Source organism: Actinosynnema sp. NPDC037264, from assembly GCF_055603705.1.
This window is the reverse complement of the sequence record NZ_JBVJVK010000002.1, coordinates 269,943-283,533: the sequence shown is the minus strand read 5'-3', so window position 1 is coordinate 283,533 and position 13,591 is coordinate 269,943. Positions and strand designations below refer to the sequence as shown.

Annotated in this window: 12 protein-coding genes; 6 read left to right on the top strand and 6 right to left on the bottom strand. The window is 73.9% G+C overall.

What is annotated here, in order from left to right; translation table 11 throughout:
• Positions 1–94: 94 nt before the first annotated feature.
• Entirely contained in the window at positions 95–640 is a 546-nt protein-coding gene (locus ACZ7GX_RS03785; protein WP_498772500.1) for a DUF742 domain-containing protein, read from the top strand.
• Here ACZ7GX_RS03785 and mug read toward each other — a convergent pair.
• From mug to ACZ7GX_RS03765, 4 genes are all read right to left on the bottom strand, one after another.
• A complete protein-coding gene (mug, locus tag ACZ7GX_RS03780) occupies positions 617–1,126 on the bottom strand; it encodes a G/U mismatch-specific DNA glycosylase (protein ID WP_498772498.1) in 510 nt (169 codons plus the stop codon). The genes ACZ7GX_RS03785 and mug overlap by 24 nt on opposite strands.
• Entirely contained in the window at positions 1,123–2,922 is a 1,800-nt protein-coding gene (locus ACZ7GX_RS03775; RefSeq protein WP_498772496.1) for a bifunctional metallophosphatase/5'-nucleotidase, read from the bottom strand. Before ACZ7GX_RS03775 ends, mug begins: the two co-directional genes overlap by 4 nt.
• Positions 2,923–3,041: 119 nt before the next feature.
• Positions 3,042–3,575, bottom strand: a complete 534-nt coding sequence (locus ACZ7GX_RS03770; RefSeq protein ID WP_498772494.1) for a copper resistance CopC family protein — start codon at positions 3,573–3,575, stop codon at positions 3,042–3,044.
• 9 nt (positions 3,576–3,584) lie between these two features.
• Positions 3,585–4,169: a hypothetical protein gene (locus ACZ7GX_RS03765; protein ID WP_498772492.1), complete on the bottom strand. Its 585-nt coding sequence runs from the start codon at positions 4,167–4,169 to the stop codon at positions 3,585–3,587.
• Positions 4,170–4,317: 148 nt separating this feature from the next.
• Here ACZ7GX_RS03765 and ACZ7GX_RS03760 point away from each other — a divergent pair, with 148 nt between their 5' ends.
• The 5 genes from ACZ7GX_RS03760 to ACZ7GX_RS03740 all read left to right on the top strand — a co-directional run bounded on the left by ACZ7GX_RS03760 (position 4,318) and on the right by ACZ7GX_RS03740 (position 11,446).
• Positions 4,318–5,058, top strand: coding sequence for a response regulator transcription factor (locus ACZ7GX_RS03760; RefSeq protein WP_498772490.1), 741 nt, complete (start codon positions 4,318–4,320; stop codon positions 5,056–5,058).
• Positions 5,036–6,496 (top strand): sensor histidine kinase, encoded by a 1,461-nt coding sequence (locus tag ACZ7GX_RS03755; protein WP_498772488.1) that lies wholly within the window; start codon positions 5,036–5,038, stop codon positions 6,494–6,496. The genes ACZ7GX_RS03760 and ACZ7GX_RS03755 overlap by 23 nt, the downstream gene beginning before the upstream one ends.
• 83 nt (positions 6,497–6,579) lie before the next feature.
• Positions 6,580–8,373 carry an ArnT family glycosyltransferase gene (locus ACZ7GX_RS03750; RefSeq protein ID WP_498772486.1) on the top strand — a complete coding sequence of 598 codons (1,794 nt, stop codon included), beginning with the start codon at positions 6,580–6,582 and terminating at the stop codon, positions 8,371–8,373.
• 38 nt (positions 8,374–8,411) lie between these two features.
• Positions 8,412–9,620: a bifunctional glycosyltransferase family 2/GtrA family protein gene (locus tag ACZ7GX_RS03745; protein WP_498772484.1), complete on the top strand. Its 1,209-nt coding sequence runs from the start codon at positions 8,412–8,414 to the stop codon at positions 9,618–9,620.
• A 29-nt stretch (positions 9,621–9,649) separates the two neighbouring features.
• Complete coding sequence (locus tag ACZ7GX_RS03740) at positions 9,650–11,446, top strand: glycosyltransferase family 39 protein (RefSeq protein ID WP_498772482.1); 1,797 nt, start codon at positions 9,650–9,652, stop codon at positions 11,444–11,446.
• On the opposite strand, the gene ACZ7GX_RS03735 is transcribed toward ACZ7GX_RS03740, so the two are convergent.
• Both ACZ7GX_RS03735 and ACZ7GX_RS03730 read right to left on the bottom strand, forming a co-directional pair.
• Positions 11,431–12,279, bottom strand: a complete 849-nt coding sequence (locus tag ACZ7GX_RS03735; RefSeq protein WP_498772480.1) for an SGNH/GDSL hydrolase family protein — start codon at positions 12,277–12,279, stop codon at positions 11,431–11,433. The genes ACZ7GX_RS03740 and ACZ7GX_RS03735 overlap by 16 nt on opposite strands.
• Positions 12,280–12,330: 51 nt before the next feature.
• Positions 12,331–13,530, bottom strand: coding sequence for a hypothetical protein (locus ACZ7GX_RS03730; RefSeq protein WP_498772478.1), 1,200 nt, complete (start codon positions 13,528–13,530; stop codon positions 12,331–12,333).
• Positions 13,531–13,591: the final 61 nt, after the last annotated feature.

Here is a 13,591-nt window from a genome sequence, read left to right as displayed (position 1 = left end):
CAGGTTCGGCTCGCCCGCGTTGCGGCGCAGTCTCGAGCAAGAGCCTACGGAACAGCCCGAGCCGCCCCGGCGGCGGAGGTCGTTACGGGGCGAGGTGGGCGCCACGGGCGCCCGGTTCGGCTCGGCCGCGCTCCGGCGCAGCCTGGACGAGCAGCCGGACGACCCCCTCGAGGAGACCGCGCCCTTCGACGCACCCTACGACTACGTGGAGCCGCCGGAACCCCGGCCCGACCGCGAACCCAGGCCCGACCGCGAGCCCTGGCCGGAGCACGAGCCGGAACCCGCCGCCGAGGAGTTCTCCGGTCCCCTGGTCCGCCCCTACGCGTGGACGGGCGGCCGCACGGCGTCCGACTACGACCTGAGGCTGGAGACCCTGGTCTCGCTGGAGCGGGACGGCATCGCGATCGCCATGCGGGAGAGCACCGCGGAGCAGCGGTCGATCGTGGAGCTGTGCGCCAACTACCCCCGGTCGGTCGCCGAGGTCTCCGCGCTGCTGGCCGTGCCGCTCGGGGTGGCGCGGGTGCTGCTGGGCGACCTCATCTCGATGGGCGTGGTCGCCATGCACGACAACGCCGCCGCGGCCACCGGCGCGGACTTCACGCTGCTCGAACGGGTGCTAGTCGGCCTGCGCAACCTCTAGCCGCAACCGGCCGAAGACCTCGGCCAGCGCGGGCAGCTGGTAGTGCGCGTTGAGCCCGCTGGGGTTCGGCAGCACCCACAGCCGCGACGACGCGATCGTCTCCTCCTGCGGGCCGATCGCCGCCGCCTTGCGCCCGAACGCGGCCCGGTACGCCGTCACGCCGACGACCGCCACCACCTTCGGCCGGTGCCGCCGCGCCAACGACGTCAGCCGCGCACCGCCCGCCCGCAGCTCCTCGGCGGTCAGCTCGTCGGCCCGCGCCGTCGGCCGGGCGACCAGGTTCGTGATGCCCAGCCCGTACCGCGGCAGCTCGTCTTGCTCGGCGGGGGTCAGCAGGCGCGGCGTGAACCCGGACAGGTGCAGCGCCGGCCAGAACCGGTTGCCCGGCCGGGCGAAGTGCTGCCCCTTGGCCGCCGACAGCAGGCCGGGGTTGATGCCGCAGAACAGCACGTCCAACCCCGGCCCGACGATGTCCGGCAACGTCACCCGACCACCACCGGCGTGCCGTCGACGACCAGCCGCCAGTCGACCCGGTGGAACGCGGCCGGGTCGATCTCGCCGCGCTCGCGCACCCAGTCGATGATCAGCTGCCGGATCTCCAGCTGCTGGTTGTGCAGCACCGGAGCGGTCGCGATGTGCGGGAAGTTGCCGCCGCCGGACTGCCGGTAGTTGTTCACCGCCACCGCGAACGCCTGCTCGGCCGTGACCGCGACGCCGTCGTAGGCCAGCCCGGTGATCCGCTGCCCGACCGGCCGCGCCAGGTCGATGTCGTAGGTCAGCGGCGCGTCAAGGCCGGCCGCCACGTCGTAGAGGTAGTCCGGCGTGCCGTTCGCGTTGGTCAGCGCGTCCGGCTGGTGCGGCCCGGGCGTGCCGACCGCCTTGAAGTAGGCCGCCGACCGCTCCAGGTAGTCCTTGAGCTGCGCGCCGGTGAGCCGCACGCCGAACAGCGTGTTGTCGAAGACGTAGAGCCCGGCCACGTCGCGCACCGACACGTCGCCCGCCGGGATCGCCGCCGCCTTGTTGAACGGCGAGGCCAGCGACAGCACCGGCAACGCCTCGGTCAGCGACGCCTTCAACGCCGTGCCCTGCACGAGGTTGACGAAGTCGAGCGCGGCGGTGTCCTCGTACCGCGCGGTCGCGGCGGACATCGCCGACCTCGACGTGCCGATCTTGGAGTTGACGTAGGCGACCACCTTGTCGTGGTCGGCGCGCAGCCGCCGCACGACGGCCGGGTCCTCGGGGACGGTGTTGGTGTTGAGCACCTGCGAGCGGGACGCCTCGGCGCGCCAGCCCCGTCCCGGCGTCCACGCCAGGTCGAACTCCATCAGGCTCAGCCGCTTGCCCCAGAACAGCGGCTCGGTCAGCAGCACCTGCCTGCCGGTGGCCTTGTTGGTGACGAACCGCTGCGCGATCTCGGTGTGCGCGTGGCCGACCAGGATCGCGTCGATGCCCGGCACCTCCTCGGCGACCAGGGCGGAGCAGTTCTCCGGGAAGGGCAGCAGGTCGCCGAGCGACGACGACAGGTCCGCACCGGAGTGCGCGGCGACCACCACGAGGTCCGCGCCCGCCGCGCGCACCTTCGGCACCCACTCGCGGGCCTGCTCCAGCACGCCCGGGAAGGTCATCTTCCCGTCGACGTGCGCCTTGTCCCAGATCGCGATGCCGGGGTTGGTCAGGCCGAGGATGCCGACCCGCAGCGGCGCCGCGCCGGTCCGCCACACGGTCTTGATCACGTACGGGCGGAACGCGGGCTCGCCGGTGGCCGAGTCGATCGCGTTGGCGGCCAGCAGCGGGAAGTCCAGCTGCTTCTCGAACGCCCGCAGCAGGGGGATGCCGTAGTTGAACTCGTGGTTGCCGAGCGCGGCGGCGTCGTAGCCGAGCTCGTTCATCGCGGCGGCCATCGGGTGCACGCGGCGGCGGCCGATGGGCTCGACCTTGGCGTAGTAGTAGGCCAGCGGCGTGCCCTGGATGGTGTCGCCCGCGTCGACGAGCAGGGTGCGGTGCGCGCCGCGTTCCTCGCGGACCGCCTTGACCAGCGTGGACAGCTTCGCCAGGCCCACGTCGTTGTGCCCGCTGTCGTCGAACTCGCGGTCGGCGAAGTAGTCCCAGTTGAAGACGTTGCCGTGCAGGTCCGTGGTGCCGAGGACGGTGAGGGTGAACCGCCGCCCGCCGGCCCGGTCGTCCGGCGCGGCGTGTGCCGCCGTGCGGAACCCGGCCGCGGCGAGCACGGCCGCGGCGCCGCCCGTGAGCAGGGCGCGGCGGTGCAGAGGGGATCCGGTCATGGGGCGACCGTAGCCATTGACCGTTGACTACTCGGCCGGCTTCTCCGCGTCCTCGCCCTTCGCCCGCCGGTTCAGGCCGACGCCGACGGCGATGCCGATCACCGACAGCACCGCCACGATCAGGATCCACACCCACAGCGGCACGCCGCCGTCGTCGTCGGCGCCGGGGGTGGCGGCCGGGTCTGGCGCGCGGGTGGTCGACTGGGTGAGCGTGGCCACCGAGCCGGTGGCGGCGGTGGTCGACGAGGTGGTCGGGGCGTCGTGGCGGCCGGCGGCTGCTGCGCCGGCGGCGCGGTCACCGTGAAGGCGAACGTGCCGTCGACGAAGTCGCCGTCCAGCGACTCGACCCGCCACGTCACCGTGTGCTGCCCGGCGGGCGCCGAGGACTCCAGCAGGGGCACGGTCAGCTTCGCGCCGTCGGCGGTGACCTCGCCCGTCGGCCAGGCGCTGCCGTCGACGGCCATGACGGTGACCTCGGCGCTCTCGGCGGGCACCGGCTCGGTGAACGTCAGCGTGAGCAGCGTGGGCCGCTGCGCCAGCGACGCGCCGCTCGCCGGGTCGCTCGAGACCAGCTCGGTGTGCGCGTGCGCGTGGGGCGACGCCCCGAACAGGACCAGGGTTGCCAGCAGTGCCGAGAGCGCCAGTCGGGTCATGCCGTAGTTCTACCGGGTCGGCGGGGTCCCCTGCTGGTCGGTCGGGCCGCCCTGCCTGGCGGGCGGCTGGCCGTCGCCCTGCTTCTGCTGCGGCCCGCCGCGCATCATGTTGCCCTCCATGATGCTGTCCGCGGTGGCCTTGCCGTCGGCGGACCCGGTGGGCTCACCGGCGATCACCGTCACGACGTCGCCCGCGGCGATGTCGTCGAGGTCGCCCTGGCCGCCGTTGACCTGCGTGTCGTCGTCGACCAGGTAGGTCTCGCTGAACCCGTCGGCGCTCTTCACCGTGATGGAGGAGTCGCCGACCTCGGTGACCTCGCCGTTCTGGAACTCGCCGTGCTGGGTGTCGCCGAACGGGCCGCCCATGATCACCAGGCCGCCGTTGGCCCGCCCGTACCCGCCGGGCCCGCCCATGCCCCGGGCCGCGTCGGAGTTGCTCGCGGCGTAGATGACACCACCGCCGACGGCGGCGATGCCGAGGGCGATCGCGACGGCGGCGAGGCTCTTGCGGCCGTTCCAGCCGGTTCCCGCAGCGGCGGCCTGCGGCGGCGGCTCTTCACCCCAGGTCGGGTGCTGCTCGGTTTCGGTAGTCATGGCGACCACCGTCTCGGGCGAGCCTGTGAGCCGGCTGTGCGGCCGTTGGGCGCTGCCTGTGCGTGCGCCGCGGCCGGTCGGGCGGGTTCACAGGTGGTACACAGGAGCGGCACAGGTCCGGCTCAACCGCCGGGTCCAGGATCGGAGCATGCGCCCAGTGTCCGCTTCGGGGACGTCCCCTGAACTCCGCCGCCCGGACGGAAGTCCGGTGCGGGTCCTCGTGGTGGACGACGAGTCCACGTTGGCCGAGCTGATGTCCATGGCGTTGCGGATGGAGCGCTGGGAGGTCCGCACCGCGCTCGACGGCACGTCCGCCGTCCGGGTCGCGCGCGAGTTCCGGCCCGACGTGGTGGTGCTGGACGTGATGCTGCCCGACTTCGACGGGCTGGAGGTGCTGCGCAGGCTGCGCGCGGACCTGCCCGGCCTGCCGGTGCTGTTCCTCACCGCCAAGGACGCGGTCGAGGACCGGATCGCCGGGCTCACCGCGGGCGGCGACGACTACGTGACCAAGCCGTTCAGCCTGGAGGAAGTCGTGCTGCGGCTGCGCGGCCTGCTGCGCCGCACCGGCGTCACCGAGGCGGGCGCGGGCACCGAGCTGGTGGTCGGCGACCTCGTGCTGGACGAGGAGACGCGCGAGGTGCGCCGCGGCGGCGTCGCGATCGACCTCACCGCGACCGAGTTCGAGCTGCTGCGGTTCCTGATGCGCAACCCCAAGCGGGTGCTGTCGAAGGCGCAGATCCTGGACCGGGTGTGGAGCTACGACTTCGGGGGGCAGGCCAACATCGTCGAGCTGTACATCTCCTACCTGCGCAAGAAGATCGACGCGGGCAGAACGCCCATGATCCACACGATGCGGGGCGCGGGCTATGTCCTCAAGCCCTCCGCCTGAGCGCCCGTCGCGGACGGCGGGCTGGCCGCTGCGGACCAAGCTGGTGGCGGCCCAGGTGGTGCTGCTGGCGGTCGTGTGCGCGATCATCGGCGTGGCGACCGGGTTCGCGCTGCGGGACACCCTGATCGCCCGGTTGGACGACCAGTTGGTCGACACCACGACCAGGGTGCGGCGGGACGTGCCGCCGCCGCCGTTCCCGGGCCTGGCCGACCCGCTGGACCAGCCCGGGTTCGGTCCGGGCACGCTGGTGCTGATCAAGCACCCCGACGGCGGCACCAACGCCGAGCGGCTGGCCCGGGGCAGCGGCGACCGGACCAGGCTGTCGACCGACGTCACCGCGCTGGCCGAGGAGGTGCCCGCGGACGGCCGGCCGCGCACGGTGTGGCTGGGCGAGGAGCTGGGCGACCACCGGATGATCGCCACCACCACCCCGACCGGCACGAAGGTGATCACCGGGCTGCCGATGGCCGACGTCGACGCCACGGTGCGGCGGATGGGCTGGATCCTCGGCGGCGTGGCGCTGGCCGGGCTGGTCGCGGTGAGCCTGGCGGGCGCGCTGATCGTGCGCCGCACGCTGCGCCCGCTGGAACGGGTCGCCGCGACCGCGAGCCGGGTGGCCGAGCTGCCGCTGCACGAGGGCGAGGTGGCGCTGGCCGAGCGGGTGCCCGACGAGTACGCCGACCCGGGCACCGAGGTCGGCCAGGTCGGCCTGGCGCTGAACCGGATGCTCGGGCACGTGGGCAGCGCGCTGGAGGCCCGGCACGCCAGCGAGACCAGGGTCCGGCAGTTCGTCGCGGACGCGAGCCACGAGCTGCGCACCCCGCTGGCCGCGATCCGCGGGTACGCCGAGCTGACCCGCCGCACGTCCGACGAGGTGCCGCCGCGGATCGGGCACGCCATGCGGCGGGTGGAGTCCGAGGCGGTGCGGATGACGTCGCTGGTGGAGGACCTGCTGCTGCTGGCCCGGCTGGACGCGGGACGTCCGCTGGCCCGCGACCCGGTGGAGCTGTCGCGGCTGGTGGTCGACACGGTCAGCGACGCCCGCATCGCCGGTCCCGAGCACGAGTGGCGGCTGGAGCTGCCGCCCGACGCCGTCGAGGTGACCGGTGACGCGCACAAGCTGCACCAGGTGCTGGCGAACCTGCTGTCCAACGCGCGCACGCACACGCCGCCGGGCACCACGGTCATCACGACGTTGTCCACTGTGGAGGGTGGGGTGCGGGTGTCGGTGAGCGACGACGGCCCCGGCATCCCGCCCGACCGGCAGGGCGAGGTGTTCGAGCGGTTCAGCCGGGGCGACACGTCGCGGTCCCGCGCGGCCGGCAGCACCGGGCTCGGCCTGTCGATCGTGGCCGCCGTGGTGGCCTCGCACGACGGGACCGTGCGGCTGGCGAGCAGGCCCGGCCGGACCACGTTCACCGTGCACCTGCCGCGGTGACCCGCCCGGGGGCGTGATCGCGCACAGCCCGCTCACAGCCGGGGCACAAGGACCGCCCAGGGTTCGCCGACAGGCTCGGCCCCATGCGAGCGAGACTCCCCCTGTTGCTGCTGCTGGCCGGGACGGCGGTGCTGTACCTGTGGCGGTTGGGCGACTCCGGTTGGGCCAACGCCTACTACTCCGCCGCCGCGCAGGCCGGCGCCGAGAGCTGGCACGCGTGGTTCTTCGGCGCGACCGACCCGGCCGGCGCGATCACCGTCGACAAGACACCCGCGGCGACCTGGGTCATGGGTCTGTCGGCCCGGCTGTTCGGCGTCAACGCCTGGAGCATCCTGGTGCCGCAGGCGTTGATGGGCGTGGCGAGCGTGTGGCTCCTGCCCGCCGCCGTGCGCCGCGCGGCCGGTGAGGCGGCCGGGCTGATCGCGGGCGCGGTGCTGGCGCTGACGCCGGTGGCGGTGCTGATGTTCCGGTTCAACAACCCCGACGCGTTGATGCTGCTGCTGCTCGTGGCGGGCGCGTACGCCACGGTCCGCGCCACCGAGAAGGCCTCGGTGCGCTGGCTGGTCTTGGCGGGCGTGGCGGTGGGGTTCGCGTTCCTGGCGAAGATGCTCCAGGCGTTCCTGGTGCTGCCCGCGTTCGGGTTGGTGTACCTGGCGTTCGCGCCGGCCCCGCTGCTGCGCAAGGTCTGGCACCTGGGCGCGGCGTTGGGCGCGGTGGTCGTCGCCGGTGGCTGGTGGGTGTTGGCGGTGGAGCTGACACCCGCCGGGTCACGGCCCTACATCGGCGGCTCGCAGGCGGACAGCGTGCTGGAGCTGGCGTTGGGCTACAACGGTCTCGGCCGGTTGACCGGTGAGGAGATCGGCAGCGTCGGCGGCGGCGGTCGGGGCTCGGGCGGGTGGGCCAGGCTGCTCGGCGACGAGATGGGCGGTCAGATCGCCTGGCTGCTGCCGACCGCGCTGGTGCTCCTGGTCGCCGGGTGGTGGACCGGACGCGCGACCGAGCGGGTCGGGCTCGCGCTGTGGGGCGGCTGGCTGGTGGTCACCGCCGTGGTGTTCAGCTTCATGAACGGCATCATCCACGCCTACTACACGGTCGCGCTGGCGCCCGCGGTCGGCGCGTTGACCGGGATCGGCGCGGTCGCGTTGTGGCGCAGGCGGCAGGATCCCGTGGCGGCGGCGGCGTTGTCCGGCGCGCTGGCCGTGACCGCGCTGCAGTGCTACCTGCTGCTGCTGGACTGGTCCGCCCCGCTGGCCGCGGTCGTGCTGGTCCTCGGCCTGGTCGGGGCGGTGGGCCTGTTCCTCGCCGCCTCCGCGCCCGCCGCCGTGGTCGTGCCGGTCGCCGTCGTCGCCGCGCTGCTCGGGCCGGGGGCCTACTCGATGGCGACGGCCGCGACACCGCACTCCGGCGCGATCCCCAGCGCCGGTCCGGCGCTTTCGAACCGACCCGGCGGGCTCGTCATCATGGGCCCCGGCGGGGCGACGAACAACGTCCGCGCCGGCGGTGGCGGGATGGGCGGGCTGCTCAACGCGCCGACGCCGGGCGACGAGCTGGTGGCGCTGCTGCGCGGCAGCGAGGGCTTCACCTGGGCGGCGGCGGCCGTCGGCTCCAACAACGCGGCCGGCTACCAGCTCGGCAGCGGTGCGCCGGTGATGGCCGTCGGCGGGTTCAACGGCACCGATCCCGCGCCGACCCTGGCGGAGTTCCAGGAGCTGGTCCGAAGTGGACGGATCCACTACTTCCTCGGCGGGGCCCTGATGCCGGCCGAGACGGGCAGCGACGCGTCCCAGCGGATCGCCGAGTGGGTGGCGGAGGCGTTCACCGCGACGACCGTCGACGGCGTCGACGTCTACGACCTCACAGCCGGCGCACAGCGATGACACACGAGCCGCCCAGCCAAGCGCCCGAGGGTGAGCTCATGACCACGCTCACGACGACCACCGTGCTCGACGTGGTGGTGCCCGTGTACAACGAAGAACGCGACCTCGCACCGTGCGTGCGCAAGCTGCACGCCGACCTCACCGAGACCTTCCCCCACACGTTCCGGATCACCATCGCGAACAACGCGAGCACGGACGGCACGCGCGCCGTCGCCGACGAGCTGGCCCGCGAGCTGCCCGGCGTGACCGCGGTCCACCTGGCGGAGAAGGGACGCGGCCGGGCGCTGAAAGCGGTCTGGACCGCGTCGGACGCCGCCGTGCTGGCGTACATGGACGTGGACCTGTCCACCGACCTGGCCGCTCTCGCGCCGCTGGTGGCGTCGTTGACCTCCGGGCACTCGGACCTGGCGATCGGCAGCCGGCTGGCCCGCGGCGCGCGGGTGGTGCGCGGGCCGAAGCGCGAGTTCATCTCCCGCTGCTACAACCTGATCCTCCGCGGCGCGCTCGCCACCCGGTTCACCGACGCGCAGTGCGGGTTCAAGGCGATCCGGGCCGACGTCGCCCGGCGGCTGCTGCCGCACGTCGAGGACACCGGGTGGTTCTTCGACACCGAGCTGCTGGTGCTCGCCGAACGGGCCGGCGCGCGCATCCACGAGGTGCCGGTGGACTGGGTGGACGACCCGGACAGCCGGGTGGACCTCGTGTCGACCGCCGTGGCCGACCTGAAAGGCGTCGTCCGGGTGGCCCGCGGCCTGGTGAGCGGGCGGATCCCGATCGGCGAGCTCCGGGCACAGCTGGGGAGGCAGCCGTTGGAACCGCGGACGCCGGGCGTGCCCGCCGGGTTGTTCCGGCAGCTGGTCCGGTTCGCCGCGGTCGGCGTGATCAGCACGTTGGCCTACCTGCTGCTGTTCGTGTCGCTGCGCGGCGGGCTCGGCGCGCAGGGCGCGAACCTGGTGGCGCTGCTGGTCACCGCCATCGCCAACACCGCGGCCAACCGCCGGTTCACCTTCGGCGTGCGCGGCCGGCGCGGCGCTGGCCGCCACCAGTTCGAAGGGCTGCTCGTGTTCGGCCTCGGCCTCGCCCTGACCAGCGGCTCGCTGGCCCTGCTACACCTGTTCGCCGCGCCCGGCGGCCCGGCCGAGCTGGTCGCGGTCGTCGGCGCCAACCTCCTCGCCACCGTGCTGCGCTTCCTGTTGCTGCGCAACTGGGTCTTCCGGCCGCGCCGCGCCGCGGAGACCACTCCATGACCACACCGTCGACCCTAGGGAACCCTTCCATGACCACCGCAACCCTGACGGCGCCCGCACCCACCGCCAAGGCGCCGCCGGGCCGCAACCGGACCACGCCCGCGCTGGTCGTGCTGCTGACCGGCACGGCGGTGCTGTACCTGTGGAACATCACCGCGTCCGGTTGGGGCAACTCCTACTACGCCGCCGCGACCCAGGCGGGCGCGCAGAGCTGGACCGCGTGGCTGTTCGGCGGCCTCGACGCCGGTGGCGTGATCACCGTCGACAAACCGCCCGCCGCGCTGTGGGTGAGCGGGCTGTTCGCCCGCGTCTTCGGCTTCTCCAGCTGGACCGTGCTGGCGCCGCAGGCGATCGAGGGCGTGCTGGCCGTGTGGTTGTTGTACGCCACGGTGAAGCGCACGTCCGGCGCGGTGGCCGGGCTGATCGCGGGCGCGGCGCTCGCGGTGACGCCGGTGGCCGTGCTGATGTTCCGGTTCAACCTGCCCGACGCGCTGCTGGTGCTGCTGATGGTGGCCGCCGCGTACTGCACCGTGCGCGCGCTGGAGAAGGGTTCCGGCCGGTGGCTCGCGCTGGCGGGCGTCGCGGTCGGGTTCGCGTTCCTGGCCAAGATGGGGCAGGCGCTGCTGGTGCTGCCCGCGTTCACCGCCGCCTACCTGCTCGCCGCGCCGACCACGCTGCCCAAGCGGTTGCTGCACCTGCTCGGCGCGGGTCTGGCCGTGGTCGTGTCCGCCGGGTGGTTCATCGCGCTGGTCGAGCTGTGGCCGCGCGAGTCGCGCCCGTACATCGGCGGGTCGGACGACGACTCGCTGTGGGAGCTGGCCATGGGCTACAACGGCCTGGGCCGGATCTTCGGCGGTCGCGGTGGCGGCGGCGTCATCGCGGGCGGCGGCAACGCCAACCTGGGCTTCGGCGGCGAGACCGGCATCGGCCGGCTGTTCGGCGCGAGCATGGGCGCCGAGATCTCGTGGCTGCTCCCGGCCGCGCTCGTCGGGGTGGTCGCGGGGCTGTGGTTCACCCGCCGGCTGCCGCGCACCGACCGCACCCGCGCGGCCCTGGTCATGTGGGGCCTGTGGGTGGTGGGCAACGGGATCGTGTTCAGCTTCATGAGCGGCATCTCGCACCCCTACTACACCGTCGCCGTCGCGCCGGGCGTCGCCGCGCTCGTCGCCATCGCCGGCCGGGAGCTGTGGCGCGGCCGGGCGCACCTGCCGGTGCGCGTCGCGCTGGCGGCGATGGTCGCCGCCGCCGGGTTCTGGGGCTTCGCGCTGCTCCAGCGGTTCGGCGAGTGGCTGCCCGCGCTGCGCTGGGTCGTGGCGGCGCTGACCGTGCTGGTGGCCACGGCGGTCGTGATGGGCGTGCGCCGGGTCGCCGCGCTCGCGTTGGCCACCTCGGTGCTCTCCACCGCGGCGTTCGGCGTGGCGACGGCCGCCACCCCGCACTCCGGCTCCATCCCGATGTCCGGTCCCCCGTCCTACGCGAGCCAGCTGGGCGGTGGCCCGTTGGGTGAGACCTCCGCCGAGGTGATCGAGCTGCTCAAGGCCACCACCGGCACGTGGGCGGCGGCGACGGTGAGCGCGCAGAGCGCGGCGGACCTCTCGCTGTCCTCGGGCAAGGCCGTGATCGGCATCGGCGGCTGGAGCGGCGGCGACCCCGCGCCCACGCTGGAGGAGTTCCGGCAGTACGTGGCGGACGGCCGGATCGGCTACTTCGTCTCCGGCGGCGGCATGGGCGGCGGGCCGCGCGGCGACAACGAGATCAGCGAGTGGGTGGCGGCGAACTACGCGGCCGAGACGATCGGCGGGTCGACCGTCTACAAGCTCGGCTGACGCCACCCGGGCGGGGCGGTGGTCGTCACGGCCACCGCCTCCGCACCGGACGGGTCGACGACGTAGCGCGGCGGCTCCGGCAGGCCCGCCCAGGAGCGGTACACGATGGTGGCCGCGTAGGGGACCAGGTCGCGGCCACGCCGCCAGAGCCACGGGATCCCCTTCACCACCAGCCAGCCCGCGTGGTGCAGCGGCGTCACCTTGAGCCCGCCCGTGCAGACCAGGGACACCCGGCCCGGCACCTCGCAGCCGGCCCGCGCCAACCGCGCCGCGAACGCCGCCGCGAGCCGCCGGTGCCCCGACTCCGACGGGTGCAGCCGGTCGACCGCCCACGTCTGCACCGAGTACGCGCCTTCCATCCGGTCCAAATCGACGCACTCGATCCCGTGCCGCCGCACCACCGCGTCGATGATCCCGTTCAGCTCGGCGATCCGCGCCCGCAACGCCCGCCGCAACGCGCCCGGCAACCGGAACACCCGGCTGTGGTCGTGGAACCGCACCGTGACCACGGCGGAGCCGACCGAAACCAGCGCGCCCACGATCGCGTCCAGGTCGAGGTGGAGCTGCCGGGCGTCGAAGTCGGACCGCAGCGTGTCGTTCATGCCGACCAGCAGCACGGCCGCGTCGGGCCGCGCGGGCAGGACCTCCGGCAGCTGCTCGTGCCGCACCGAGGCCACCCGCGCACCCGTGAACGAGGCGTTCAGGTACCGCGCGTGCGGCAGCGCCGCCGCGAGCAGCGGGCCGACGCCGCGCCACCCACCGGGCACGGGGTCGCCCACGCCCACCGTCGTCGAGTCACCGAGGACCACCAACGTGCGCACCGTCTTGGCCACACCGGAACGATCGCGCAGCCACGTGACGCGACGGGGACGAACAGCCCAACGCTATCGGAATGCCGGGTACAGCGGCAGTTCCGCGGCCCGCGCGCCGTACCGCGACACCAGCGCCGAGATGACCTCGTCGGCGTGCGCGGCGATGTGCTTCGCGCCCGCCGCCAGCGCGTCCTGCCGCAACCGCACCCACCGGGACGTCAGCACGACCACGCGCGGCGGCGAGTCCAACGGCCGGTGACCCGACGGCAGCGACGAGTCCAGCCCCGGCAGCCCGCGCCACGTGCCGAGCCACACCCACAGCAGCTGCGCCTCCAGCAGCCGCGGCAGGAACACCGCGTCGTCGTCCAGGTCCGGCCACACCGAGGACACCTCGGCCCGCCACGCCGCGACCATCGCCTCCGACATGCCCGCGGGCAGCCCGTAGGCGCACCAGCACGACGGGAACGGCACCCGCAGGCACGCCGCGTCGAACACGATGTCGCGCACGCACCCGCCCTCGAAGTCGAGGAACCGGACGCCCTTGCTGGTCACGAGGTGGTTGTCCGGGCACGACGTGGACGGGCTGAACGCCCGCCGGCGGGACGTGACGAACCCCCGCACGGCCTGCTCGGCGAACGCGCGCACGGAGTCGGGCGTGTCGACCTCCAACGAGTCGAACAGCAGCTCGGGCAGCCCGGCCAACGCCGTGTGCACGTCCACCACGATCGGGTCGGCGCAGCACTGCGCGCCCTGGCGGCGCATCAGCGCGTCGAAGTCCGCGTCACGCCCGGCGGTCGTCGCGTGCAGCCGGCCCATGGCGTGCGCCCACGACAGCAGGCCGCGTTCGGCGGCACGCGCGTCGGAGCCGAGCAGCTTCTCCGCCAGCCGCGGCGCCTTGCCCAGGTCTTCGAGCACGACGAGCCGCTTGGCGTTGTCCTGCGCGACCAGCTCGGGGGTGAGGCGCTCCTCGGACGGCAGCGCGGTGAGCAGCTTGTGGCTCACCACCTCGTGCGCGAACGGGTCGCGGTCGGCCACCGGCGAGGGGTAGCGCTTGACCACCAGCGTGCGGGGCAGCGAGAACGGGGTGTGGGCCACCCGGACGCGCGCGACCACGGACCGGCCGGCACCCCCGAGGTCCTCGGGGTCGGCCAGCCGAACCGGTGCGCCGAACCTCTTGCTCAACACCGACTGGGCCGCTGCCACCGCGTCGTCGAGCTCGGAGGGGGCAGCGTCGTCGATGTCGTGCGGGCCGGCGGTGATCTCCACGCTCATCTCCTCCGACCCTACTCCCGGTGGCGACCGATCTGACAGAACCCGTCCGGGCACCGTGACG